Origin of the sequence: Saezia sanguinis (genome assembly GCF_003991585.1) — a bacterium.
GTDB lineage: Bacteria > Pseudomonadota > Gammaproteobacteria > Burkholderiales > Burkholderiaceae_C > Saezia > Saezia sanguinis.
In genome coordinates this window covers 666207-692042 of sequence record NZ_PQSP01000002.1, presented here as the reverse complement: position 1 = coordinate 692042, position 25836 = coordinate 666207, and the positions used below count along the sequence as shown (strand labels likewise).

Below are 25836 nucleotides of genomic sequence, written 5' to 3'. Positions count from 1 at the left end.
TGCCCGGAGACAGGGTGCCGCCATTGTTGATGGTGGCTGTGCCTAAAATACGGCCATGTCCGGCCAGCGTGGCGCCGTTTTGAACATCCACGTTACCTGCTATCTGGGCACTGCTGCTCTCTGCTGTGCTGCCCACCAGCAAGGTGCCGCCCCGCACTTCGGTTGGACCGGTATAGGTATTTGATGCGTTCAATGTAAGGATATTGCTGCCATCTTTGACGACCGAGCCTGTACCTGTGATCTGTGCATCCAGGGTTTTATCAAAGTTCTGGTTAAAGACCAAGGTGCCCTGGTTATCAATCACACCATCTACTGCATCAATGTCTCCTGATGCGTTAAGCTGTGTTGTGCCTTGTAACTGAGCGCCACTATGAATACGTACCAATCCGCCATCTTCAACGGTTGTATCTTTGCTGACTCCTCCTAAGTAAACTTCCTGGACCCCGCCATTGATAGTGGCATTGATGATGGTATTGTTGGCTGTTCCCCAAACGACCTGAGATCCTCCATTCATGGTGGTACCGTTGGCTACTCCGCCTTCATACACAAACTGATTTCCAGACAGACCTTCGCCATAGAGAATGGTATTGTTAGCTATCCCATCTGCACTAACGTACTGATATCCGCCACTCTCGATAGTGGTATCGTTGGCTTCCCCACCTGAATAAATGTCCTGTCTCCCACCTGTTGTGATGGTACTATTGTTAGCTGTTCCATAAACATCCTGCTTGATGCTATCGATGGTTTCTCCAGTGACTGTTTGCCCTGCAGCGACATTTGCCGTATACGCCATTGCTACAGGAGAGATACCTGCGAGCAACACCGAACCTAACACCACAGATAAGACCCCCTTGCCCAAAGAGGACCTTGATGTACGTGAATGGCTTTTGCTTAACTCTGATGCGGCCACCCAGCTTTGCGTGCTTTCATTCCATACGATACGGTAGTTTCTATTCATAACAGCTCCTATTCTTTTGCTACCATAAAATGATTTGATATTTAATTTGTGGAAAGTTTTTATATTTTAAAGACATGAAATGACTCAATGCTATTTAATTATCAAATAATATATTTTAAGAAATAAATAATACAGATAATTATTCATTTAATTGCCTTGAAAAACCATTTTTCATAGAACTCACGTCAGGCTTTAAGGTACAAAGTGTGTGTGCTATTTTTTTGATAATTTGTGAAATTTTTCACACAAATTTGTTGTTGTTTGCTTCTATGAAACCTATTGTCATAGTATGGATTTTTGAATAAAAAAAACCTCCGTAAAAACGGAGGTTGAAATAGGTGCTATTCGACAATTGCCTTTTATTATGAGAGTGCACTTTGATTTTAAAGAATATTAGTCGAAAAATATATTTTATTTTTTAAATGATTTTATATATATGATAAATAGTTAAAAATAAAAATATTTCATATAGATTTGCTTAATTATTTATTTTGATTTTGTGCAATCCATTAATTTATTATTTATATTTATTAATATAATATATTTACCTCTCTTTATAGTCGTATTAAAATTTCAACCATTATCCATGTTACTTTCAGTTGAAGCAGGTAACAAAGCAAGGTGGCCTGAAGCGTGCGTTTCAGTTATGTGTTACGGGTATTGAGGGAAAAGAATACGCATTATGAAGCACGTAGGCTTTGATAATATTTGGTTGAAGTTTGGCAGTATAAAACCGTTCATGATTAGCGCTGCCTATGTGACATAAGTAAAGCAATGTGGCTGAAAGGAAGTTCTGCTACGCCAATGTGTCAGTCTCTGCCTGTACATTTGTACCTGCAAGAAAACAAAAAGTGAACTCCTGCGATGAACAAACATATCAAAATAGATCATTTTTTGAAGTTGGATGTTAATTACCCAGGGAACAATCATGTTAACAGTATCGGTATTTCGGATACTACACTTAGTCAAGTGATTTCTGGGCATAGCAGCAATATTGAATTTGTCTGTACGCTGTTGGAAGAAGAGCGGCGTTATGCAAATGATTCTGTCAGGCTTTTATCGCCGATCAGGGGTAACGATCATGTAGGTAAGACTGGATGTAACTTCAGAAACATGGGGTTAACAGGATATGTGCTGAAGTTTGTACGCTTATTTGAACAACTGATTCAAATAAGCCCGCATGCAGCGAAGAGGGAGTTTTTATCCTGGCCGAACCCGCATTCGGTATTTTCTCAGTTGCGTATATGGGCTGCCAGTAAAGCAGAACTGGTTCCTGCGCATGAGTTTATGCAGTTTCTATACTCTGTTAATGATGAGGATTTCTGGAGCTCATATCATCAAAAAGACCTGATGCTTACGCTTTATGACAGATGGGATGATTTGTTGCCTCATGAGTGTATAGAGGTTGTCAACCGAATAATCAAGGGAGAGGTTATTCCTGCTTGGGTAGAGCGGGCAGAAGGGGAAAAATAGAAGGCTTGTATGAGCCTTAACCGAATTTTCTGGCTGAAAAACAAAGGTTGCAATCTACACTTAAATATTGATGAGCAAATACAAAAACTCCGAAAAATTTGCCCGGAGTGGATACCTGAACATGCAACTGATGCAGCCCTATCAATGGAGCCCAGAAGCAGTTGCTTCGTGAGTGTTCATTAGTGTTGGATACGCCATTTGATCAATACCGCAATAGAGTAAATTTGACGCATATCTTGCATAGATGTGCCAGTGCAAAATCTCTAACCACCTTTTAGTATGGTGCGCGGGATGGTGGGGAAATAAAAAAGCGGTTCTGAAAACCGCTTCTTTACATGCTATATGGTGCCGGATAGAGGAGTCGAACCCCCGACCTTCTCATTACGAATGAGCTGCTCTACCAACTGAGCTAATCCGGCAGCAAGGTAGCTATTTTAGTGCATGTTGCCAATGCCAGGCAAGCCACTTACAGATTAGCCTGAAAAGCGGCTTTCCCAAGGCCATCAGGCGTGGTAGGAAGTGGCCCGCTCCACCTCGTTTTGCGCGCCCAGTATGACCGGAACCCGCTGGTGCAGCTTTTCGGGCTGAATATCAAGAATGCGCTCTTTGCCATTGGTGGCCTTGCCGCCAGCCTGTTCAATCAGCAGGCTCATCGGGTTGGCTTCGTACATCAGGCGCAGCTTGCCGGGTTTTTCAGGCTCGCGCTTGTCCCACGGGTACATGAATATACCACCGCGCGACAAAATACGGTGCACTTCAGCCACCATAGAGGCGACCCAGCGCATGTTGAAGTTTTTGTCGCGTGTGCCATCGGTGCCATCCAGGCATTCCTGAATGTAGCGGCGAACCGGCTCAGCCCAGTGGCGCATGTTGCTCATGTTGATGGCAAATTCTTTGGTATCTGCCGGTACGGTCACATTTTTGCGGGTGAGTACAAATTCCCCTGTCGTGGTATCCAGCGTAAACATGACCACCCCTTGCTTCACAGTCAGCATCAGCGTGGTTTGCGGGCCATACAGGCAATAGCCTGCGGCCACCTGGTCGCGCCCGGGCTGCAGAAATTCGGCTTCTGTCAGTTGGCCACTGCCGGTGCGTTTGAGCACACTGAAAATGGTGCCAATGCTCACGTTGACATCAATGTTGGAAGAACCATCCAGCGGGTCAAACAGCAGCAGGTAGTCCCCTTGGGCAGCCGCTGCATCCATCGGCAGGATTTCGTCCATTTCTTCCGAAGCCATACCTGCCAGCACGCCCATGCATCCGCACCCTGCCACCAGCATTTCATTGGCAATGATGTCAAGTTTCTTTTGCTCTTCACCCTGTACATTTTCACTGCCAGCAGCTCCCAGCACGCCTGCCAGAGCGCCCTGATGCACTGCTGCGGCAATGCGCTGGCAGGTTTGCGCGATGGACAGGATCAGTACCGAAAGATCAACCGGCAGTTTTCCGCTGCGTTGCTGCTCCAGCAAATATTGCATCAGCGTCACAGGTGCTTTCATACCTTATTCTCCTTGTTCAGGCAGTGCCAGGGCCCGGGTAATAATTTCTTTCACATCAGGCGCCAGATCGGTGTGTGAAGCAACCTGCTGCAACGCCGCCTGCGCTTTTTCATGGTAGGGCTGAGCCAGTTTACGCCAATTGTCCAGCGCACGCGCCAGCCGTGCAGCAACCTGCGCATTCAGTTTGTTCAGTGCAAGTACCTGCTCCACCCAGAAGGCATAGCCTGCGCCGTCGGCACGGTGAAAGCCTGCCGGGTTGGCCTGGCAATAGGCACTGATCAGGCTGCGGGCACGGTTGGGGTTGCTCAATGAAAAGTCGGGGTGTTTCAGCAACTCGCGTACACGCGGCAGCACATCGCCGTCATGGTCGCTGGCGGTAGACTGCAGGGTAAACCATTTATCCACCACCAATGCTTCATGATGGTATTGGGCTAAAAAGCGTTCCATAGCAGGCTGAGCCAGTTTACTGCGGCATGCCAGCAATGCGCGCAAGGCGCCCAGCCGGTCTGTCATGTTATCTGCATCTTTAAAACGCTGGTAGGCTTTGCCTTCCCATACCGCCATGCCTTCTTTGGCAGCGGCGCGGCAAATGCATGACAGCGCCAGGTTCGCCAGGGCACGCTGCCCTGCTGCAACATGGTTTAGCTGATAGCCACCTGCTGGCTGATTGGCATTCCATACAGCAATCCAGTCGCCGTAAAGCAGTTCGGCCAGTTGCTGCTGCATGGCTTCCCGCACCTGGTGAATACGCTGCGGGTCAACCACATCAAACTGTTCTGCCATATAGGCTTCGGAAGGCAGCGTCAACACCAGTTCTTTGAAACCGGCATCGAGTTTTTCGTCGCGCAGCACGGCACGCATGGCATCGACAAAAGGTGCGTCCAGTTGTACCTCGGCATTGTCTTTGACAAACCGGATCGCACGGTCCAGCGCCAGCCGCTGCCCTGCTTCCCAGCGGTTGAACGGGTCGGTGTCGTTTGCCAGCAAGGTCAGCCAGTGCGCATCGGACATGTGCATTTCCAGAATCACCGGTGCCGAGAAGCCGCGCAGCAGTGAAGGCACGGGCTCTGTATCCAAGTTGACAAAAGTCCAGCTCTGCTCAGTCTCGGTCAGGGTCAGAATGCGGGTACCATCCTGGCCAATTTCTTCATTGGCAAACTGCACCGGCATTTCACCGCCATCGCTGGCGGCAATCAGCCCAACGGCCACCGGAATGACAAACGGTTCTTTTGTCGGCTGCCCCGGCGTAGGCGGGCAACTTTGTGAAAGTGTCAGCCTGTAAGTGTTGTTTCCTGCATCATACCAGCCGCTGGCTTTGATGCGGGGTGTGCCGGCCTGGCTGTACCAGCGTTTAAACTGGGGCAGATGTTTTGCCAGCTCGGAGTGCGGGTTGGCGTCAGCAACGGCCTGGGCAAAATCGTCGCAGGTCACTGCCTTGCCGTCAAAGCGTTCAAAATACAGGCTGATGCCTTTGGCAAAACCTTCGCGTCCCACCAGGGTTTGCATCATGCGGATGACTTCAGCCCCTTTTTCATACACTGTGGCTGTATAGAAATTATCCACCTGCGCGTAGGCATCAGGCCGAATCGGGTGCGCCATGGGGCCGGCATCTTCTGGGAACTGCACGGTCCGTAAAGCGCGCACGTCTTCAATGCGTTTAATGGCTTTGGCACTGGCTGTGCCGGCCATGTCCATGCTGAACTCCTGATCGCGGAAAACGGTCAGGCCTTCCTTGAGCGTCAGTTGAAACCAGTCACGGCAGGTGACACGGTTACCCGTCCAGTTATGGAAATATTCGTGCCCGACAACACTTTCGATATTGAAAAAATCGGTATCGGTTGCCGTGGAGGGGTTCGCCAGCACATATTTGGTGTTGAAAATATTCAGGCCCTTGTTTTCCATCGCGCCCATGTTGTAGTCGCTTACGGCCACGATCATGTAGCGGTTCAGGTCCAGCAGCAGGCCAAAACGGGCTTCATCCCACGCAATGGCATGCATCAGCGAATTCATGGTGTGTTCGGTTTTATCCAGGTCTCCTGAGCGCACAAACACCTGCAACAGATGCGATTTGCCCACCCCCGACCGGATGCGCTGTTCACGGCAAACCAGGTTGCCTGCCACCAGCGCAAACAGGTAGCTGGGTTTGGGAAACGGGTCATTCCAGACTGCATAGTGCCGGCCATCGGGCAAATCACCCTGATCGAGCAGGTTGCCATTGGAAAGCAATACCGGATACTGTTTTTTATCGGCCCGCAGCATCACCGTATACTCGGCCATGACGTCTGGCCGGTCTAAAAAGTAGGTGATGCGCCTGAAGCTTTCCGCTTCGCACTGGGTGAAAAACGTGCCCTGCGACACATAAAGCCCCTGGCATGTGGTATTTTTTTCAGGCTTGCAGATGGTAAAGATTTCCAGATCGAACTCTTCTGCCGGCACCTGCTCAATCACCAGTTGGTTACCGCGCTCAGACTCCTCAATGCGAAAAGTTGCGCCCTGCCCGTTGATCAGCACACGCACCAGGTCCAGCTCCTCACCATCCAGCCGCAACGGCTCAGGGCGTGTGATATGGGTATTGGGTCGCACCCGCATGCGGTTGAGCACACGCGTTTTGGCCGGGTCCAGGTCAAAAGTCAGATTTACATCGCTGATCCAGTACGCGGGAGCAGCATAATTTTCGCGCCGAATAGATTTTAAAGCAGCGTCTTGCATAATGTTCTCTTTGGTCACCAGTTATATATCAATAAGTCGCGTATATGCACAAGGGCACAACCTCCCCTTGTGTTCTCGCACATCTGCACAATATCACACGCCTTGTTTCAGGCTCGCCTCAATAAACATATCCAAGTCGCCGTCCAGCACTTTCTGAGTGTTGGAAACTTCCACATTGGTACGCAGATCTTTTATCCGGCTGGAGTCCAGAACATAGCTGCGGATCTGATGCCCCCAGCCCACGTCCGTTTTGCTGTCTTCCAGCTTTTGTTGTTCTTCCATGCGCTTGCGCATTTCATAGTCATACAGGCGCGAGCGCAACCGCTGCCAGGCCACATCGCGGTTACTGTGCTGGCTGCGGCTATCCTGGCACTGCACCACAATGCCGGTCGGTATATGCGTCAAACGCACGGCCGAATCCGTTTTGTTGATGTGCTGCCCACCTGCGCCACTGGCGCGATACGTATCCACCCGCACATCTGCCGGGTTGATATTCACCTCAATCGAGTCATCAATTTCCGGATACACAAACACACTGGCAAAACTGGTATGGCGACCGCCTGAAGAGTCAAACGGTGACTTGCGCACCAGCCGATGCACACCGGTTTCGGTACGCAGCAGGCCATAGGCATATTCACCTTCAATATGAATCGTCGCCCCCTTGATACCTGCCGTATCGCCCGGGGTTTCATCTTCCAGCGTGGTTTTAAAACCTTTGCGCTCACAGTATTTCAGGTACTGGCGCAACAGCATAGAAGCCCAGTCACACGCCTCGGTTCCACCGGCACCGGCCTGAATGTCCAGAAAACAATTGAGCGGGTCTGCCGGGTTATTGAACATGCGGCGGAATTCAAGCTTTTTCACCTGCGCTTGAATCTTGTCAGCTTCCTGACCGATGGTTTGCAGCGCATCCTCGTCGTCTTCCGAAAGATCAAACAACTCACTGTTGTCAGCCAGTTCCTGGGTGATGTCGTCCAACACCAGCACCACATTCTCCAACGTACGCTTTTCTTTGCCTAATTCCTGTGCACGCTTGGGCTCATTCCAGACATCTGGCTGCTCCAGTGCCGCATTGACTTCATTTAAACGATGCTGTTTGGCATCAAAGTCAAAGATACCTCCGTAAATCCTGCGAACGCTGCGTCAGATCATGCAGCTGATCGCGAATGGCATTGATTTGTTCTGCTTCCATCATTGATCGCCTCTAATTCCTAAAATTCTGTAAGTCGCAAGTATATAGGCCCAGCTTGTCACAAGACAAATCAGCCTTTAGCCCGGTAATTTTCTCATGTATAGCAACTTCGCAGAGCAAGCACGGAAAACATCCTTGCAGACAACGAGAAAATAACCTGTCGGTACCAGCTATTTTCACTGCACTTGACCGCACACCAGGCATGCCCCACCAGTCGGGATAAGCCCACCGGCACACTCACCACCCATACCATCCAAAAACGAAGAGTGCCATAATATATAGTTTTATAACAAATCACCGTGATTTAACGCTTTTTGCCCATTCTAACCATGTCAACCGAACAAACCACTCACATCCACATCCGGCCAGCAACCCCGGACGATGTCAACACCATACAAGAACTCATCCTTGCGCTGGCAGAATACGAAAAACTGACCCATATGGTCAAAAGCACACCGGAAATGCTGCACACCCAGCTTTTCGGCCCGCGCCCTGCAGCAGAAGCCGTCATTGCAGAAATTCAGGACCAGCAGCAACAGGTTCACCGGGTGGGGTTTGCACTGTTCTTCCCAAACTTTTCCACCTTCCTGGCGCAGCCCGGCCTGTACCTGGAAGACCTGTTTGTACTGCCGCAATGGCGCGGCTATGGCATTGGCAAAGCATTGTTGCAACACCTGGCAAGCATTGCTGTAGAGCGGAACTATGGACGCTTTGAATGGAGCGTACTGGACTGGAACCAGCCGGCCATTGATTTTTACCATGCCGCAGGCGCCCAAATGATGCAGGAGTGGCGCATTTGCCGCGTCACCGGTGAAGCACTGCAAACACTGGCCAAAGGCTTCCCGGCAGCAAAATAAGCCCCTTGCAGAAACACAATGGCTAAATCAGCACACAGCTCAGAAACACCGGCCACCCAATGGCTACGCCAGCACGGTGTGGCATTTACCACAACCACCTATGACTACGTTGACCATGGCGGCTCCGGCGAGGCGGCCAGACAACTGGGCGCAGATGAACACCAGGTCATCAAAACCCTGGTCATGCAGGACGGAAAAGACCATCCGCTCATCATCCTGATGCATGGCGACATGCAGGTCAGCACCAAAAACCTGGCACGCCAGATACAGGCCAAAAGCGTCACGCCTTGCAAGCCCGACATTGCCCAACGCCACAGCGGCTACATGGTAGGCGGCACATCGCCTTTTGGCACCCGTAAAAACATGCCAGTTTACGTTGAACAGAGTATTTTGGATTTGTCCGAAATATTCATCAACGGCGGCAAACGCGGCTTTCTGCTGAAAATATCACCGCAGGCATTGACCGGCCCCTTGGGGGCACAGCCCGTACAATGCGCTTTAGAAAATGGTTAACCCCTGTGCCACCGGTTTTACAAAACAGGTTTGAACTCACCCTATAATGAACATCCCTCACAAACCGCCCCCTTTGAAACCGACCTTTTTACGCCACTCAACCATCCATTCATACCCATCATGTCTATCCTGACCGCTGCCATTGCCATCATTGCAGCCTATTTGTTAGGCTCCATCTCGTTTGCCGTTGTCGTCACCCGCGCGCTGGGCATACAAGACCCGCGCACCTATGGCAGCGGCAACCCCGGGGCTACCAATGTACTTCGCTCCGGCAGCAAAAAGGCGGCCATCCTGACATTGCTGTTTGACGCGCTCAAAGGCTATATTCCTGCCGTTTTGGCACTGTGGCTGGCACCCCTGCTCGGCTGGTCGGCATATGTGGTCGCAGGTGTTGCCCTGGGTGCATTTTTGGGGCATCTGTATCCCGTGTACTTCCAGTTCAAGGGTGGCAAAGGTGTTGCCACGGCCGCCGGGATTATTCTGGGGCTTTCGCCTTTGACAGGTCTGGCGATACTTGCCACCTGGCTGCTGATCGCGGTTGTATTCCGCTACTCCTCCCTGGCAGCCCTGGTTGCAGCCATTTGCGCACCCATTTACTACTATTTCATTCAGGGCTACCCCGCCAGTATGCCAATACTGGTGGCCATCATCATCATTGTCGTGCTGATGATCTACCGGCATAAACAAAACATTCAAAACCTGCTGGCCCACAAAGAATCCAAAATCGGAAAAAAGAAGGAGTAAACCCATGTCGCTTATCCAGCGCTATCACGTCGGCAAACGCTTATCAGAAATGGCTGTGCATAACGGTGTGGCTTACCTGGCCGGACAGGTTCCCGAAGACCTGACACAAGACATCGCCGGACAGACCCGCGAAGTGCTGGGCATGATTGACCGCCTGCTCGCAGAAGTGGGAAGCGATAAATCACGCCTGCTTTCCGTGCAGATCTATCTGGCCGACATCAAAGATATCACCGCCATGAATGAGGTGTGGGATGCGTGGATTGGCCAAGGCCCCGGCATTGGCAATGCCCCGCCGCGCGCCACTGTGCAGGCAGCACTGGCCAACCCTGCGTACAAAATTGAAATCGTGGTCAAGGCGGCCTGCTGAGCCTGTTGGTGCAAGCTGCTTGTTTTGACCTGCCAACCCACCCCTGTTCAAAACACCCGTACCATGGCACCTTGGGCAAATACCGAGATCACAAGGCTGCAAGACAGGCTCAAGGACCCGGTTGTTTTTGAAAAAGCCATTTCGCCCATACAATTTTCTGCCGTCATGGCACAGTTATTCTGTGTCATGGCGCTCATTATTGGCGCATTTTTTCTGCTACCGGCACTTTGGCATTTGCTTAAGGGCACTCTGCAAGCCTTCGAAAACTACAACATCCGCTTCAACGCCATGATGGGCGGCGGCATGGCCGCTTTTCTGGCACTGTTAGCCCTGCTGTGCTGGGGCATCGCCAAACTGCACAGCAAACCCTTGCTGCGAAAACTGCACCAGGCTTACCTGCGAAACCCCGCCGTTTGCCAGATGACAGCCATCCTGAGAAGAGGCAACATCATCCTCAACGTCTATGCAGCGGCTCCCGCACAACAGCACACCATCGAGCATTTGCTGCGGCAAACCCTGCAAACGTCTCCTGAAGCCTACCAGGCGGCTTATAAGCGCATTGCCCGTGCACATGTCAAACACAAGGCAAGCAAAGCCAACGCGTTGAAAAAACAGTTGGTACAAATCAACCCGGCATTGCAGGCTTATGACTTTCATCTGAACTGGTTTGAACATGCACCGCAGGCTGGAGAGCACACCTACTACCTGTTTATGCCCACAGAACTGTTACCGATACAAGGCAATTATGTGTACATTCACACACAGGCAATTCAAACAGAATTGATCCCACCTATCTGATGCTATGGCACCTGGTAGCGCTGATTTTGCCCTGGCATCACATGCAGCTCAGCCTAAATCAGGCTAGAACATCCGTGTTGGAGCAGCCACATCGGCTGCTCATTGACAATCATGGATACTCAATCACGGAAATTGTTGAACGACAGCGGTGCATCAGTCATCTCTTTGCGGATCAGCGCCATGGCGGCCTGCAGGTCGTCTTTTTTGTTGCCCTGCACCCGCACCGCATCGCCCTGAATGCTGCCCTGCACTTTCATCTTGCTGTCTTTGAGCAGTTTGACAATTTTTTTAGCCAGCTCGGTTTCGATGCCCGCTTTCACCACCACTTTTTGTTTGAGCTTGTCACCGCCGATTTTTTCCGGCTTGGCACCCAGGTCCAAAAAACGCACATCCACGTTGCGTTTGGTCATTTTGCCCAGCAGCACATCACGCACCTGGTTCAACTGAAAATCGCTGTCGGCATACAGCATCAGCTCTTTATCTTTAAGTTCCACGCGGGCATCGGTGCCCTTAAAGTCAAAGCGTGTGCCGATTTCTTTACTGGCCTGATCCACTGCGTTGCGCACTTCAACCATATTCGGGTCTAGTACAGTATCAAAAGATGGCATACGTCAAATCCTTTCCACAATTCCCTGTGTCCTTGTAAATGAAGTATATGCTCCCATTGTTGGGGTTTTCGCTGCATGGGAGAATACAGGGCTATGTTAATTGAATCCCCGGCCAACCTCAAGCCTTACAACTCTTTTGGTGTCGCAGTACAGACACCCACGCTGGTGCGCGTCCACAGTGCAACAGATATCCGGCAGTTGCTGGCAGACCCGGACCTGGGCCCAAAGGACAAGCTGGTACTGGGCGGAGGCAGCAACATGCTGTTTACCCGGAATCTGGACAGCATGGTGCTGAAAGCCGAAATCAAAGGCAAGCGCCTGCTGGAAGAGCGCGAGGATGCCTGGATTGTGGAAGTGGGTGCTGGCGAGTTGTGGCACGATGTCGTTTCCTGGACACTGGCCAACGGCTGGCCCGGGCTGGAAAACCTGGCGCTGATCCCGGGCACGGCAGGTGCTGCACCGGTACAGAACATTGGCGCTTACGGCATAGAACTGGCCGACCGGTTTGAATCGCTGGATGCGGTTGACCTGACCACCGGCCATACCATCACGCTTAACAAAGCCAAATGCCAGTTTGCCTACCGCCACAGCGTGTTTAAAAGCTGGCTGGCCGGCAAAACCATGGTGACGCATGTCCGCCTGCGGCTGCCACGCCCCTGGCAGCCCGTTGCCGACTATCGCGATCTGGCACTGGCGCTGGAACGCCGGCCGATACAGCGCGACCCCAGCGCGCAGGAGATTTATGAGCTGGTGTGCGACATACGCCGCAGCAAACTGCCAGACCCGGCAGTGATTGGCAACGCCGGCAGTTTTTTTAAAAACCCGATTGTCACCGAAGAACAGTGCCGCGATATCATCGGGCGTGACCCGGCTGTGGTGTTTTACGAATTACCGGATGGACGCTTTAAACTGGCAGCCGGCTGGCTGATTGACGCCTGCGGCTGGAAAGGCAAATTCATCGGGCAGGCCAGCGTGTACGACAAGCAGGCCCTAGTGCTGATTAACCTGGGTGGGGCATCCGGTGCGGAAATCCTGACCCTTTCCCAGGCGATACAGGAAAGCGTTTACGGGCGCTTTGGCATCCGGCTGGAACCCGAGCCGGTAATCCTCTGACCTTATTCGGACATGTAGCAGCTATCACCCACTTCGCGCTGTAGCTGGGTGACTGTTTTATCAGGATTGCTGTAAATCAGATAAATATAGCTCTGTGCAATTTCGGCATTGGCTCGCATCGTGACCGGATCATCATCCTTAAAAGGTACAGTCAGCCTGCTGACAAAGTCCTGATACGGCTTTCCTTCATCCCGCCCGGCAACCACTTTCGGCGCATAATTCACATACAGATCACACATTTGATTGATCTGCCGTATATGAGCCTGATTCAAACCGCGGCTCAGACAATATTGCTGCATCCCCATCGCTGCCGCTGCAGGCACAGCGTCTTTGCTGACATAAGCAGGAATCAGAGTACCGTGTAACAGCTTGACCCGCATCACCGCATCAGGCGGCGTGAGTAACGCATATATTTCTTCCGGGGTTTTCCCCTGCCGCGTATATTCACTGACTGAGTACAGCAAAGTAGAAAGATGCTCACAGCTCAACTGCCTGTAACCATCGGCAGGTGGAATGTCTGCCGGTGCATTTTGCGCAACAACAGAGCTTCCAGAAAAAATCAGCAGGCCAGCCAACACCCATAAGCATTTATTTTTTAAAGCCATGTGATGAAATACCTTTCAAGCAAACCGGGTTGCTCTCTATCATACGTGCTTTTTTATGCCATCGGAAATACTTTGGGCACGGCATTATTCCTGCTGGCAGCGCCTGTTCACCTTCTGTGCCCCGTCATCACACCATGCCCACGTACCATTCTGCACAATAAAAACCACACATTTCGCAGCTTTTGAGAAATACTGCACGTTCACAGCAACTCTCCCCATTGCGATAGGCGTAAAATAAGGCAACCTGTTTCGAGAATGCCATGCAGTCAGCTTTTCCATCCTTTGCATCACGCCCGCGCTGGCAGCAATGGGGTATTTTGTTGACGCTTTCTGCGGCGTTTATCGGGGTGTTAGAGCTTGTGCGCATTCCTGCTGCGTGGCTGCTTGGCCCCATGTTTGCAGGCATCATTATCGGCGCATTTCAGGGCCGTATCCAGGTTCCCTCGCTGGCATTCAAAGGCAGCAAAGCCATTATCGGCTGTATGATCGCCGCTTCGCTCTCACCACAGGTGATTGCGCATTTCATGCATGACTGGTGGCTGTTTGTCGGCATTATCCTCTTGACCATTGTTGCCAGCAGCATCATGGGCTATATCATGGCCAAAATGCATGTCATGCCAGGCACCACCGCTGTCTGGGGCACAACACCCGGGGCAGCGGCCACCATGGTGATCATGGCGGAAACCTTTGGCGCCGATGCCCGGCTGGTGGCTTTCATGCAATATATGCGTGTTCTGCTGGTCACCGTTGCGGCATCAGTCATCGCATTGTTTGCAGTACCATCTGCAGCCGATGAAGCCATCCGCACCACGGTGGGCTTCGCATGGTTCCCGCCTATTGATCTGGTGGCATTTGGCTCAACCCTGCTGGTTGCCGGTATTGGCAGCGCCGTTGCCGGCAGGTTCCATATGCCTGCCGGCTACATGCTCATACCCCTTTTGCTGGGCGGTTTATTGCAGGGAATGGGGCTCATTGAAATGCAGTTGCCGCGCTGGCTGCTCGCACCCAGCTTTGCATTGCTGGGATGGCGTATCGGCCTGACGTTTGACCCCTACAGCCTGCGCCATGCCTACAAAGCGCTACCAGCGGTGTTGACTTCTGTGGTTCTGCTGATGGCGTTCTGCGGTGTTCTGGCATGGGTACTGGTACAGGTGCTTGGGGTCGACCCGTTAACCGCGTATCTGGCCACCAGCCCGGGCGGGCTGGATACTGTCGCTGTGATCGCTGCCTCCCGCCCTTATGTCGACATATCGTTTGTTGTCACACTGCAAACCGCACGTTTGTTTTTGCTCAGCGTCATTTGCCCGTCGCTGGCCCGCTACCTGGCCAAGCGCAGCCACGAGCAGGATACCATGGTGGATTCTTCTTCTGCCTGAACCTGCTGTGTGCACCATATAAAAAAGCCAGCTCGCACGTTAACGTGCTGCTGGCTTTTGAACAGCATACCAATGCTGTTATTTTTTGCCTTCGTTCGGGTTGTTTTCCAACTCCGGAATGGCACTGCCCTTGTTGGAGGTCAGCAGGCCCGCCTTGCTGTATACCATCAGTTTCTGGCGCGTATCGGTAATGTCCAGATTGCGCATGGTCAACTGGCCGATACGGTCGCTTGCGGTAAACATGGAATCGCCCTTTTCCATCGTCAGCCGTTCCGGTTCATAAGTCAGGTTGGGTGATTCGGTATTGAGAAGCGAGTAGTCATTGCCGCGGCGCAATTCCAGCGTGACTTCGCCGGTAATGGCGCGTGCCACCCAGTGCTGGGCACTTTCGCGCAGCATCAGCGACTGGGAATCAAACCAGCGGCCCTGATACAGCAAACGCCCGAGTTTGCGGCCGTTTTCACGGTACTGTTCAATGGTGTCTTCATTGTGAATACCGGTCACCAGACGCTCATACGCAATAAACAGCAATGCCAGTCCGGGGGCTTCGTAAATACCGCGGCTCTTGGCTTCAATGATGCGGTTTTCAATCTGGTCGCTCATACCCAGGCCATGCCGCCCGCCAATGCGGTTGGCCTCCATCATCAGCGTCACCAGGTCAGGATATTCCACCCCATTGAGTGCCACCGGACGCCCTTCTTCAAAACGGACGGTCACTTCTTCCGGTTTGATGGCCACGTCCTCACGCCAGAAAGCCACGCCCATGATCGGCTCAACGATCTTGATGCCGGTATTCAACTGCTCCAGGTCTTTGGCTTCGTGTGTGGCGCCCAGCATGTTGGAGTCGGTCGAGTAGGCCTTCTCTTTGGACATTTTGTAGTCAAAGCCCGATTTGCGCATGAATTCGGACATTTCCGCGCGTCCACCCAGCTCGTCGATGAAGGTGCGGTCCAGCCAGGGTTTGTAGATTTTCAGATCCGGATTGGTCAGCAGGCCATAACGGTAAAAACGCTCAATGTCATTGCCCTTGTAGGTGCTGCCGTCCCCCCAGATGTTCACATCATCTTCTTTCATGGCAGCCACCAGCATGGTACCGGTCACGGCACGCCCGATGGGGGTGGTGTTGAAATAGGTCAACCCGGCCGTCGTGATGTGAAACGCGCCACACTGCAGCGCCGCAATGCCTTCTGCCACGAGCTGGGCACGACAATCAATCAGGCGGGCTTTTTCAGCCCCATAACTGGAAGCCTTTTTCGGAATGGCATCGTAATCCGACTCGTCGGGCTGCCCCAGATTGGCCGTATACGCATAGGGGATGGCCCCCTTCTGGCGCATCCACAGCAAAGCCGCGCTGGTATCCAAACCTCCAGAAAACGCAATACCCACTTTCTGGCCCACAGGAACTGATTCAAGAATAGTCGCCATATTTCCTCTGATCTTTTGGCTGAAGACAAATAAAAACGGATTCGCAGGCACACCACCGACCCTGGCCTGCCGGCCATTTCTCAAATGGGTGCCTGTTTAATGTTACCGATTTTAGCCAACCTGCCGGTAACTGGCAGAACAGCTTGCCAGTCAACCTTTTCCAGCAGTCATATTCAAACAAATAGCCCGCATACAATTTGTACACGGGCTACCTTTTTACAGGCCCAAATCAGCACCTGTGCTGATCAGGAAACTAATCGGCTAATCGGCAACGCGCCCCAGCAGCAAATACTCCATTAGTGCTTTTTGCACATGCATGCGGTTTTCGGCTTCGTCCCACACCACAGACTGTGGGCCGTCAATCACCTCTGCGGTAACCTCTTCACCACGATGCGCCGGCAGGCAATGCATGAACACAGCATTTTTTGCTGCTGCGGCCATCATTTCGTCGTCTACACACCAGTCGGCAAACGCCTTACGACGGGCTTCGTTCTCGGCCTCAAAGCCCATGCTGGTCCACACATCGGTTGTCACCAGATCGGCTCCGGCACAGGCCTGCATCGGGTCTTTGAATATTTTGTAGCATTTATCATCGGTAATGCCAGCAAGCGCCAGATCCACGCCATACCCGCTGGGGGTGCTGATATGCACTGTGAACCCAAGCAATTGGGCTGCCTGCAACCAGGTATTGGCCATGTTGTTGCCATCCCCCACCCAGGCCACCACTTTGCCTTCAATGGAGCCACGATGCTCGATGAAGGTGAAAATATCGGCCAGAATCTGACAAGGATGGAACTCGTTGGTCAGGCCATTGATGATCGGCACGCGAGAGTAGCGGGCAAATGTTTCGAGCTTATCCTGACCAAAGGTACGGATCATCACAATATCGGTCATGCGGCTGATCACACGCGCGGTATCCTCAATCGGCTCGGAGCGTCCGAGCTGGCTGTCACCGGTGGTCAGATGCACCACAGAACCACCCAGTTGATACATGCCGGCCTCAAAACTCACACGCGTACGGGTAGAGGCTTTTTCAAAAATCATTGCCAGCGTGCGGTCAGCCAGCGGATGGTACTTTTCATACGTTTTGAAGCGGTGCTTGATGATACGCGCACGTTCAAACAGGTATGCGTATTCCTCCGCATTGAAATCCTTGAATTGCAGATAATGACGAATCAGCCGATCACCGGGTAACATGACAAAAATCCTTTTTAGAATAAGCTCGATAGTATCAATTCTGTGCATTCCGTACGAAGCAGGCTGTTCACAAAACTGCCCGTACCCTTGCACCACTCACAATTTTTCAGATAGATAAAACGGATTTGGCATCATACCAAACATCTATGCACTGCGGCATGACTTCATACGCCAAAATGTTGTCTTTAGAATCACCTGCTGGCACCACCGGCCTGCATATCTGCATCGTGTATGCGCTGATCCGTCTGCAAAATCTGCTCCTGTGCCGCGCGCGCCCTGTCTAAAGGCTGCTGCACATGCTCGGTGATCTGCTGTGCCGCTCTCTGGCTGGCCGGCTCGCTTTGCGCAGCAGTTTCACTTTTTTCACAGGCGGCCAAAACCATTGCAGCAGCCACACAAACGGCACCAGACACAACCTTCACCATTGTTCTCATCATTGTTTTTTGCAAAATACCCTGCTCCATTTCAACCCCATTGATATTGATGCTGCTCACCACAGCCCCAGCGTAGATGCCGGGAATGCCGGATCCGACTGCCGTATAAACTCGTCCAGCCGCCCTTTTTCGCGGATGATGCGCTGCCCTTCCCGACTCATCATACCGGTGCAGCGCTCCCGGTCATGCACAACCACCATGTTCTGCCGGCTCCAGAACACGCCGGGCAAATTCGGATCGGCCTGCGCATTCAACTGCCAGCACTGCACCCGGTGATCCCAGATCTTGCGCCAGCGCACCCAGGCCCCATGGTTTTGTTCAACAAACCCGTAGGTGGCCGCCACCATCACCAGCATGCGCTGGTTGGAGGTTGAATTGGCCCAGCCCTGCAATGCAGCAATGATGGCCTCATCATCCAGCGGCCAGTTCGAAAAATCCGTATCGCAAAAAACAAGGTTCACCGCACCTTGCTCACATGCCGAGACCACACAGGAGCGCACCAGCGACACAAACTCAGCCTGCCCGCTGAATGTCTGGAACTGCGGCAGCAAGCCTTCTGGTTCCGCAGAACCGCCGGCGTCAAAATCCTGCTGGTCACTCACTGTCATAAAGCCATCCGTCGTCACGCCAGGCTTGTAGCAATTCTCTGGCCTGAACACTGGCGCGCCGCACCTGTGCTGCCGTCAGACAGCGCTGATTGGCCAAGGCACGCATCAGCGTTGCATCACGGCCTGACATTTTGTACGACTCGCCATTGATATAACAATGCCTCTCATCATAAAGCATACGCGTTGCCGCGGCCAAATGCACTGCCCCTATTGGCGTCTCCAGAATAGCGCCTTCAAACCAAACACCCGGTTTCGGCTCGCTCATATATTCACCCAGCGCCCGATGCAATACCTGCGGCGAAGCCAGCGCCTTGCGAACCGCTTTTTCCGCATATTGCTGCAACGCGGCCGGAATGGCCGCGGGCGTGTCTGTTGCCTTCTGCGACGGGTCGGTGTAATACACCTCATCATCAGGCTGGTCTTCCAGCATACGGAAAGTCACTTCACGCGCCAGCTCGGTGCGCTGCGGCGTGCGAAAGCCCACCGAATACGTCACGCACTCACCCCCGGCACCTGTGCCATCATGCCCCCAAAGTGGCGGCAGGTACAGCAGGTCGCCCGGCTCCAGAATATATTCATTTTCGGGATCAAAATGCTTCAGAATTCTCAGCGACACATCATCACGCAAATCCTGAAAATCATGCACCGGCCCGATGCGCCAGCGCCCTTTGCCCTGCCCCTGAATCAAAAACACGTCATACGCGTCATAATGCGGCCCGACGCCACCGTCGGCACTGGCCCAGGCCATCAGCACATCGTCGAGCCGTGCATCGGGAATAAAGCGGAACTGCTGCATCAGCTCATGCGCCACAGCCTGGTGTGTATCGACCCCCTGCAGCAACAAAGTCCACTTGGGCCGGGAAACCGGCGGCAAGGAACGCCGCTGAAAAGGCCCCTGCCGCACACGCCAGACACCTTTGGGCGTACACTCCACAACCTTGGACTCCACATCCTCCCGCTCGGCCATGGCAAACATTTCCTGCCGTGAAATCGGCCCGGTAAAACCGGGGAAAGCCTGCCGGACCAGCAGGGGTTTCTTGCCCCAGTACTGGCGCATGAACTGCTGTGGCGTCAAACCGCCCAGAAAAACCTGTGGTTGATTAGCTTGCATATAAAATAGACCCTATGAATATCAAATCACCGTGCGTCATTACCCTGACCTGGACTCTCAGAGACTCCCTGAACAACATCATTGATGAACTCAAGGAGCCCACTGCCTATCTGTATGGCGGCAATGACCTGCTGCCCAAAATTGAAGAGGCCCTGCTTGATCATACCAAAGGCGAGCAGTTAGACCTGTATCTGGAGCCTGAGCACACCTATGGCGATTATGACAGCGATCTGGTCTTTTTTGAGGCCCGAAACGTCTTTCCTGACCCAATCAGCCCCGGTATGCAGTTTGAAGGCCTGCCCCAGGGCGCCAAAAGCCAGGCCCCGGCAGACACCATCTATACCGTGACAGAAGTCTATGACGCGTATGTCGTGGTTGACGGCAACCACCCGCTGGCGGGCATATCACTGAAGCTGCACCTCAACATCAAAGACGTGCGCGAAGCCACCCCAGATGAAATTGAACGCGGCAGCCTGGCAGCCGGCATGTTTGAAGTGGCCGATCTGCTGCCGCTGGGTAAAAAGATTCACTAGCAACTTGCATCACGCTGCTCAGCCTTGCTGCTGAGGCAAGCGCTCTTTAATACCTGCCTTCAGCTTGGGCATAAAAGCAGTGATTGCCGGCTTGAGTTCGGCAAACAGCGGATCATCCTTGTTTTCAAGCACCACTTCGGTCAGCAATTTCAGACCGACAGCAAAAGCTGTTGCGGTATTTTCGTCAAAATGCGTACCCTGCCGCATGCGCTGCACAATCTGCAAAATATCGTCGTGGTTGCCCACCTGAAAGCTCAGTGGCTGGCTGGTTGACTCGCGCCCTTCAGAAGATACCACGGGTTCCACCGTGATTTTAAACTGGTATTTTTTAGCCATTTTCATCCTTATCATGGCAAAAGCGCCGACTTTCCTTTAATAAAGGTGTGTCAGCGCTTTTTTAGTTCTGCAATTCTCATTAACTCTTATTGCGCGGTGTAGCCACCATCCACCATCACGCATGAACCGTTGACAAACGATGCATCATCACTTGCCAGGAACAGCACCACGGCAGCCACTTCTTCCGGTTTGCCCAGACGGCCTTGTGGATGCAATGCCTCCAGCGCTTTTTTCGCTTCAGGGCCGATGTGATCCAACAGCGGCGTGTTGATATACCCTGGACATACAGCGTTCACGCGCACACCCTTGGCTGCATAATCAATGGCCAGCGTCTGTGTCAGCAGTTTCACACCGCCCTTGGCTGCAGCATAGGCGGTTACGCTGTTTTTACCCACATGGCTGTGAATAGAGCCGCAGTTCACAATCACACCGCCGCGTTTGTGTTTCTCCCAATACGCAATGACAGCACGGTCACACAAGTAGACACCGGTCAGGTTGATGTTGATGGTTTGCTGCCAATCCGCCAGCGAGAGTTTGGTTACGGCGTTGTCACGCGCAATTCCGGCATTGGCAAACAGAATATCCACCCCGCCAAAACGCTCCACGGTTTTATCCAGCATCTGCTGAACAGCAGCTTCACTGGCGACATCGGTTTTAACAAACAGCGCCTGGCTGCCGTTCTTTTGCAACTGGTCTGCCACGCCCTGCCCTTTGTCAGAAAAATCGGCAATGACAACTTTCGCACCTTCTTTGGCAAACGCCTGCACGCTTGACAGTCCAATACCGCTGGCCCCTCCGGTCACAATGGCTACTTTGTCTTTGAATCTCATTATTGTTCCTCCTTAAGTGAGTTGGTCCAGCCCGCCACCTGCTTGCTACCTGCTGTTTTAAACTGAAATGCTTTTGCAAAGGCAGAAACTGCTGGCCTATATCTGTCATGATACATCTGTCCAGCATGGCGTATTTCTATGCATGAACATGCAGTCCATCTTACATCAAACGCCGATCTGATATCAGCGTTGACATTTTCCATTTTGCTGCATTCACGCATGATGCTGACACGCCAAGCCTGTTATGTCACAATCGCCCCATGAAAAATTCTGCTGTCAATCTTTCTATGTTGGGTATCGGCATGGCCATACTGGCCGCCATGCTGTGGGGTACCACTGGCACGGCACAAAGCATGGCCTCCGGCGCTACTTCACCATACTGGACAGGTGCGTTACGGCTTGCATTTTCCTGCGGTTTTTTTCTTGTTCTCATTTTTTACAAACGGTTCAGACAAGCGCCTCATTCAGCAGATGTTTGCGCGCAGCGCCCTACACCGTTAAAGCAAAAGCCTTACCTGGCAACCGTTCTGATTGCAGGTACCTGCATGGGTTTATACAACCTGTCTTTTTTTTCCGGCGTTAAAGCCACCGGTATTGCCATTGGCACTGCCGCAGCCATTGGCAGCGCCCCGATCTGGGCCGGACTGTTGCAAGCGCTGATCACCCGCAAGGCCCCTCCCTGGCTATGGTGGGCTGGTACGTTGTGTGCCACTGCAGGCGGTATCTGGATGGTATTGTCGCAGGCTACGCCATGGCAGTTTGATCCCAAAGGGCTGGCCTTGTGCCTATCAGCCGGCCTGACCTACGCCATTTACACACTGGTCAGCAAACGCCTGCTGAAAATGGCTTCGCCGCTGACCATTACCAGCCATACTTTTGGCATCGCAGCCCTCATCGCCATCCCTGCAGCCTGGCTGCTGACCGGGCCGTTAAGCATCACACAATCCGACTGGCTGATCATGCTCTACCTGGGTGTGGCGGCCACCGGCATTTCCTACCTGCTGTTTACGCAAGCACTCAAGCACATTTCAGCGGCTACCGGTGTAGCGCTGGCCTTGTTTGAGCCTATTACCGCATTTGTGCTGGCCATTGTGGTGGTGGGCGAGCCTGTACAGGCCTGGGCCTTTGCCGGCTTATGCCTGATTCTGGCTGGACTGGTACTGGTTTTGCGCACCGAAATGCACGCGACAACGGTCTGAATTTTCAGATACCCACGATTCAATTTATCTCAATTTGTATAACCCGCCACGCTTTATTTCGCCATAGCGGATAATATGCCAACGTAAGAGGATGGAGTTCATATGATCAAAAATGCTCAAACACTTGTTGCAGAAGCTAAAAAAAACATTCATGAGATTACAGTCAATGAGGCAGATGCAGCCCTGAAAGCGGCAGACATCATTATTGATGTGCGCGAGCCTGCAGAATACCAGGCCGGACATGTGCCCGGAGCCGTCAATATTCCGCGCGGGCTGCTCGAATTCAAACTGGGAGAAATTCCTGAATTGAATTCAGCACAGGCCAGAATTGTCATGTACTGCAAAACCGATGGCCGTTGCGCACTGGCAGCACAGACGCTGCAGGATATGGGTTACCAGCAGGTGCAGTCCATTGCAGGTGGTATCAATGCCTGGATCGATGCGGGCAAACCGATCGAACTTTAAACACTTTATCCACATTTCTGAAACGTTTATGCTTGTTCGCCTTTCCAAACGCATGGCTGAATTGGGCCTGGCCTCACGCCGTGAAGCTGATGACTGGATTGCCAAAGGCTGGGTTCACGTCAACCAGCAGCCCGCCACACTGGGGCAAAAAGTGCCGGCAGATTTACCGGCTGCGCAAATCAAAATCCAACGGGCTGCACAGACAGAGCAGCAAAAACGCGTTACCGTGATTCTGCATAAGCCCGTGGGCTATGTTTCGGGACAGGCAGAGCATGATTACACGCCTGCCATTGCACTGATTGACCCCGCCCGGCACTGGAAAGAGGATTCATCGCAGCAATCTTTTTCCCGCCAGCAGCTCAGAGGACTGGCCCCGGCCGGCCGGCTCGATATTGACTCCACAGGCATGCTGGTGCTGACGCAGGACGGCCGCATTGCCCGCCAGTTGATTGGTGAAGATTCGCATCTGGAAAAGGAGTATCTGGTCCGGGTAGCCGATGAACAGGGAAGTGAAAATATTCAGGAGCGCTTTTCAAAAGACAAGCTGAAACTGCTCAACCACGGCCTGGCACTGGACAATGTGCCACTCAAGCCGGCACAGGTTAAATGGCTGAATGCCAACCAGTTGCAGTTTATCCTGGTTGAAGGGAAAAAGCGCCAGATCCGGCGCATGTGCGAACAGGTCGGGCTGAAAGTTGTCGGCCTGAAACGCGTGCGCATGGGGCGTATCCGCCTGGGCGCACTGCCACAGGGGCAGTGGCGTTATCTGGCACCGCATGAGCAGTTCTGATATACAGAGGCAATAACCTGTTGCCTCTGATACCGTCCCTTCCCGGAGCACACATCCGCACCTGCCAGAACGGTCTCATCTGAAACCTCTGACAGGATTTTCACAGCAAGGCTGCGCACCCGGTATTAATCTTCATCCCTGATCTGTGCCAACAGTTCATACGAATGCAACCTGGCCTCGTGATTGTAAATGGCAGAAGCCACAATCAACTCATCAGCCTGGGTCAACGCAACAAACTCTTTGATCTGCTGGCGCACTGTCGCAGGTGATCCAATGGCAGAGGCCGCCAGGGTCTGCCGCACAATGGCCGTTTCAGTAGAATCCAGTTGCGATAACAGGTTAGCCTTAGGCGCGGGCAGTTGCGAAGGCCTGCCCATGCGGTTATTGATAAAAGACTGCTGTGCCGACGAAGCCAACAGCATGGCTTCATCATCGGTCTCAGCCACAAAAGCGTTGTAGCCCACCATGACATAAGGCTCATTCAGATATTTGGACGGCCTGAACTGTGAGCGGTACACCTCCAGCGCCTGCATCATCATGGCTGGTGCAAAATGTGATGCAAACGAGTAAGGCAGCCCGAGCGCGGCGGCCAGTTGGGCACCAAACAGGCTTGACCCCAGTATCCAGACAGGCATACGGGTGCCTGCACCAGGAATCGCACGCACCGCACGACGCGGCGAATCTTCAAAATACTCCATCAGCTCGATCACATCTTCCGGAAACGCCTCCGGATCGGACATCAGGTTGCGTCTGAGTGCGCGCGCTGTTTTAGGGTCCGACCCCGGCGCCCTGCCCAGCCCCAGCTCAATACGGCCCGGATACATCGCCTCCAGCGTTCCAAACTGCTCTGCAATCACCAGCGGCGAATGGTTGGGCAGCATGATGCCGCCAGCCCCTATCGTCAGCGTCGAGGTGCCTGCCGCAATATACCCTATCAGTACCGCTGTGGCAGAGCTTCCAATACCCGGCATGCCATGGTGCTCTGCCACCCAGTAACGCTGGTAGCCCCAGCGCTCGGCATGTTGTGCCAGATCCAGCGTATGCCGGAAAGATTCAGCAGCAGATCCCCCTTCATTAATGGGTGACAAATCCAGAACAGCTATTGCAACCATCATCTATCCTTTTCACTTGATATGTGCATAAAACAAGCCCCTTAACGCACCGATGCCTGCTCGCCATCCAGCGCACGAACCAGATCCTGCAACAAAGGCATCAATTCACCTGTTGCAATGGCCGCATCGGCATCAAACACATCGTCTGAGTCATTGGGGTTGGACTCAAACACCACATCCAGGAAACTGATGCGTTTGAGCTTCAACTCCTGCGTCAGTATCAGGCTGACCCGGCTGTTCCAGGTCAAAGCCATTTGTGCCGGGTGCATACCCTGCTCAAGGTGCTGCCGGATCTCGGGCGTATCCAGCGAGAGCCGGGCATAACGCAGAACCGATTTCATTTCACTGTCTGAGCGCAGCTCGCAATCCATATCCACCGTCCATGGTGCAGGCTCACCGTCCAGCAGCCACTGTGCCATAGCCACCGCCGGAGACGTTTTGGTCTGCATATCGCTGACAGCCAGGCCATCCAGCGCCTTAACCAGCGCAGTAACAACTATGCCCGCATGGGTGGTGCTGGTGGCATCCACCATGATCCAGCGGTTTTTAGGCTCTATCCAGATATTGAACCCGCGTTGCCGCGGAAACGCCTGCGGCAGCAATTCCTGCGTAACCTGCTCCTTGAGTTCTTTCTGGTACTGGCGCCCGGGGCGACGTCCGCTGTCTTTTTCAATTTTGTCGCACACCTCCTGCAAACGGCGTTTGATAACCGCAGCCGGTACCGGTTTGTCCTCTACCAGCAGGCGCAACAGCCATTGCCCATTGACAAACTCAACCAAAGGCCCGTTTTCAGCACCACGCGGTTCTACCCATCCGATTGACTGCGACTGGGAGCCTGCACACGGGGTAAAACGATTTTTCTCCAATGCAGCCTCCATGGCCTGCATTTCCGGTTTCCACTTATCCGCATAACGAAACAACATCAAATTCTTAAACAACACGCCATCCATTCCTTCTTGATAACAACCTCATTTTGAACCTTAT

27 protein-coding genes and 1 tRNA gene are annotated in these 25836 nt (G+C 52.7%); 12 read left to right on the top strand and 16 right to left on the bottom strand.

Annotation, left to right across the window (positions count from 1 at the left end):
* A partial coding sequence (locus tag CUZ56_RS07150; RefSeq protein WP_204250846.1) for an ESPR-type extended signal peptide-containing protein occupies positions 1-958 on the bottom strand: 958 nt, incomplete at its 3' end.
* A gap of 864 nt (positions 959-1822) precedes the next feature.
* Between CUZ56_RS07150 and CUZ56_RS07145 the strand changes: the two genes are divergently transcribed.
* Complete coding sequence (locus CUZ56_RS07145; RefSeq protein ID WP_126979614.1) at positions 1823-2431, top strand: hypothetical protein; 609 nt, start codon at positions 1823-1825, stop codon at positions 2429-2431.
* A gap of 343 nt (positions 2432-2774) precedes the next feature.
* Here CUZ56_RS07145 and CUZ56_RS07140 read toward each other — a convergent pair.
* The 4 genes from CUZ56_RS07140 to prfB form a co-directional block, all read right to left on the bottom strand.
* Positions 2775-2850: transfer RNA gene (locus CUZ56_RS07140), tRNA-Thr, on the bottom strand.
* An 84-nt stretch (positions 2851-2934) separates the two neighbouring features.
* On the bottom strand, positions 2935-3930 hold the full coding sequence (locus tag CUZ56_RS07135) for a class 1 fructose-bisphosphatase (protein WP_126979612.1): 996 nt from the start codon (positions 3928-3930) through the stop codon (positions 2935-2937).
* Positions 3931-3933: 3 nt separating this feature from the next.
* On the bottom strand, positions 3934-6639 hold the full coding sequence (pepN, locus tag CUZ56_RS07130; protein WP_126979610.1) for an aminopeptidase N: 2706 nt from the start codon (positions 6637-6639) through the stop codon (positions 3934-3936).
* 93 nt (positions 6640-6732) lie between these two features.
* Positions 6733-7831, bottom strand: a protein-coding gene (gene prfB / locus CUZ56_RS07125; RefSeq protein WP_126979707.1) for a peptide chain release factor 2 whose coding sequence is annotated in 2 segments (ribosomal slippage) — positions 6733-7749 and positions 7751-7831 — 1098 coding nt in all. Because the reading frame shifts where the segments join, the coding sequence is not laid out codon by codon here.
* Positions 7832-8160: 329 nt separating this feature from the next.
* Between prfB and CUZ56_RS07120 the strand changes: the two genes are divergently transcribed.
* The 5 genes from CUZ56_RS07120 to CUZ56_RS07100 all read left to right on the top strand — a co-directional run bounded on the left by CUZ56_RS07120 (position 8161) and on the right by CUZ56_RS07100 (position 11110).
* Positions 8161-8688 (top strand): GNAT family N-acetyltransferase, encoded by a 528-nt coding sequence (locus CUZ56_RS07120; RefSeq protein ID WP_126979608.1) that lies wholly within the window; start codon positions 8161-8163, stop codon positions 8686-8688.
* An 18-nt stretch (positions 8689-8706) separates the two neighbouring features.
* On the top strand, positions 8707-9201 hold the full coding sequence (gene ybaK / locus CUZ56_RS07115) for a Cys-tRNA(Pro) deacylase (protein WP_126979606.1): 495 nt from the start codon (positions 8707-8709) through the stop codon (positions 9199-9201).
* 117 nt (positions 9202-9318) lie between these two features.
* Positions 9319-9945: a glycerol-3-phosphate 1-O-acyltransferase PlsY gene (plsY, locus tag CUZ56_RS07110; RefSeq protein WP_404948033.1), complete on the top strand. Its 627-nt coding sequence runs from the start codon at positions 9319-9321 to the stop codon at positions 9943-9945.
* Between the two features lie 4 nt (positions 9946-9949).
* Positions 9950-10312: a RidA family protein gene (locus tag CUZ56_RS07105; RefSeq protein ID WP_126979602.1), complete on the top strand. Its 363-nt coding sequence runs from the start codon at positions 9950-9952 to the stop codon at positions 10310-10312.
* A gap of 63 nt (positions 10313-10375) precedes the next feature.
* A complete protein-coding gene (locus CUZ56_RS07100; RefSeq protein ID WP_126979601.1) occupies positions 10376-11110 on the top strand; it encodes a hypothetical protein in 735 nt (244 codons plus the stop codon).
* Between the two features lie 119 nt (positions 11111-11229).
* Here CUZ56_RS07100 and CUZ56_RS07095 read toward each other — a convergent pair whose 3' ends face one another.
* Positions 11230-11718, bottom strand: a complete 489-nt coding sequence (locus CUZ56_RS07095; protein WP_126979599.1) for a YajQ family cyclic di-GMP-binding protein — start codon at positions 11716-11718, stop codon at positions 11230-11232.
* Positions 11719-11811: 93 nt separating this feature from the next.
* On the opposite strand from CUZ56_RS07095, the gene murB reads away from it, so the two are divergent.
* Positions 11812-12831, top strand: a complete 1020-nt coding sequence (murB, locus tag CUZ56_RS07090) for a UDP-N-acetylmuramate dehydrogenase (protein WP_126979597.1) — start codon at positions 11812-11814, stop codon at positions 12829-12831.
* A gap of 2 nt (positions 12832-12833) precedes the next feature.
* Here the strand turns inward: murB and CUZ56_RS07085 are convergent, their stop codons facing one another.
* Positions 12834-13436, bottom strand: a complete 603-nt coding sequence (locus CUZ56_RS07085; RefSeq protein ID WP_126979595.1) for a hypothetical protein — start codon at positions 13434-13436, stop codon at positions 12834-12836.
* Between the two features lie 260 nt (positions 13437-13696).
* Here CUZ56_RS07085 and CUZ56_RS07080 point away from each other — a divergent pair, with 260 nt between their 5' ends.
* Entirely contained in the window at positions 13697-14812 is a 1116-nt protein-coding gene (locus tag CUZ56_RS07080; RefSeq protein ID WP_126979593.1) for an AbrB family transcriptional regulator, read from the top strand.
* A gap of 78 nt (positions 14813-14890) precedes the next feature.
* Here CUZ56_RS07080 and argG read toward each other — a convergent pair whose 3' ends face one another.
* The 5 genes from argG to CUZ56_RS07055 form a co-directional block, all read right to left on the bottom strand.
* On the bottom strand, positions 14891-16237 hold the full coding sequence (gene argG / locus CUZ56_RS07075) for an argininosuccinate synthase (protein WP_126979591.1): 1347 nt from the start codon (positions 16235-16237) through the stop codon (positions 14891-14893).
* Between the two features lie 261 nt (positions 16238-16498).
* Positions 16499-17434, bottom strand: a complete 936-nt coding sequence (gene argF, locus CUZ56_RS07070) for an ornithine carbamoyltransferase (RefSeq protein WP_126979589.1) — start codon at positions 17432-17434, stop codon at positions 16499-16501.
* 191 nt (positions 17435-17625) lie between these two features.
* On the bottom strand, positions 17626-17928 hold the full coding sequence (locus tag CUZ56_RS07065; protein WP_126979587.1) for a hypothetical protein: 303 nt from the start codon (positions 17926-17928) through the stop codon (positions 17626-17628).
* Positions 17925-18476 (bottom strand): hypothetical protein, encoded by a 552-nt coding sequence (locus CUZ56_RS07060; RefSeq protein WP_126979585.1) that lies wholly within the window; start codon positions 18474-18476, stop codon positions 17925-17927. The genes CUZ56_RS07065 and CUZ56_RS07060 overlap by 4 nt, the downstream gene beginning before the upstream one ends.
* The gene (locus CUZ56_RS07055; RefSeq protein ID WP_126979583.1) at positions 18463-19587 is read right to left on the bottom strand and encodes a cupin domain-containing protein; all 1125 of its coding nucleotides are present in this window, start codon (positions 19585-19587) and stop codon (positions 18463-18465) included. Before CUZ56_RS07055 ends, CUZ56_RS07060 begins: the two co-directional genes overlap by 14 nt.
* 14 nt (positions 19588-19601) lie before the next feature.
* Between CUZ56_RS07055 and CUZ56_RS07050 the strand changes: the two genes are divergently transcribed.
* Complete coding sequence (locus CUZ56_RS07050; RefSeq protein WP_126979581.1) at positions 19602-20120, top strand: FKBP-type peptidyl-prolyl cis-trans isomerase; 519 nt, start codon at positions 19602-19604, stop codon at positions 20118-20120.
* 18 nt (positions 20121-20138) lie between these two features.
* On the opposite strand, the gene CUZ56_RS07045 is transcribed toward CUZ56_RS07050, so the two are convergent.
* Both CUZ56_RS07045 and CUZ56_RS07040 read right to left on the bottom strand, forming a co-directional pair.
* Entirely contained in the window at positions 20139-20456 is a 318-nt protein-coding gene (locus tag CUZ56_RS07045) for a DUF3861 domain-containing protein (protein WP_162615279.1), read from the bottom strand.
* 86 nt (positions 20457-20542) lie between these two features.
* The gene (locus CUZ56_RS07040; RefSeq protein ID WP_126979577.1) at positions 20543-21286 is read right to left on the bottom strand and encodes an SDR family NAD(P)-dependent oxidoreductase; all 744 of its coding nucleotides are present in this window, start codon (positions 21284-21286) and stop codon (positions 20543-20545) included.
* A gap of 260 nt (positions 21287-21546) precedes the next feature.
* Here CUZ56_RS07040 and CUZ56_RS07035 point away from each other — a divergent pair, with 260 nt between their 5' ends.
* From CUZ56_RS07035 to CUZ56_RS07025, 3 genes are all read left to right on the top strand, one after another.
* Positions 21547-22485 carry a DMT family transporter gene (locus CUZ56_RS07035; protein WP_126979575.1) on the top strand — a complete coding sequence of 313 codons (939 nt, stop codon included), beginning with the start codon at positions 21547-21549 and terminating at the stop codon, positions 22483-22485.
* A 102-nt stretch (positions 22486-22587) separates the two neighbouring features.
* Positions 22588-22950, top strand: a complete 363-nt coding sequence (locus CUZ56_RS07030; protein ID WP_338056653.1) for a rhodanese-like domain-containing protein — start codon at positions 22588-22590, stop codon at positions 22948-22950.
* Between the two features lie 28 nt (positions 22951-22978).
* Positions 22979-23740, top strand: a complete 762-nt coding sequence (locus CUZ56_RS07025; protein ID WP_239442157.1) for a pseudouridine synthase — start codon at positions 22979-22981, stop codon at positions 23738-23740.
* A gap of 125 nt (positions 23741-23865) precedes the next feature.
* On the opposite strand, the gene CUZ56_RS07020 is transcribed toward CUZ56_RS07025, so the two are convergent.
* Both CUZ56_RS07020 and CUZ56_RS07015 read right to left on the bottom strand, forming a co-directional pair.
* Positions 23866-24852, bottom strand: coding sequence for an LLM class flavin-dependent oxidoreductase (locus CUZ56_RS07020; protein WP_126979705.1), 987 nt, complete (start codon positions 24850-24852; stop codon positions 23866-23868).
* A gap of 41 nt (positions 24853-24893) precedes the next feature.
* Complete coding sequence (locus tag CUZ56_RS07015; RefSeq protein WP_162615278.1) at positions 24894-25793, bottom strand: recombination-associated protein RdgC; 900 nt, start codon at positions 25791-25793, stop codon at positions 24894-24896.
* Positions 25794-25836: the final 43 nt, after the last annotated feature.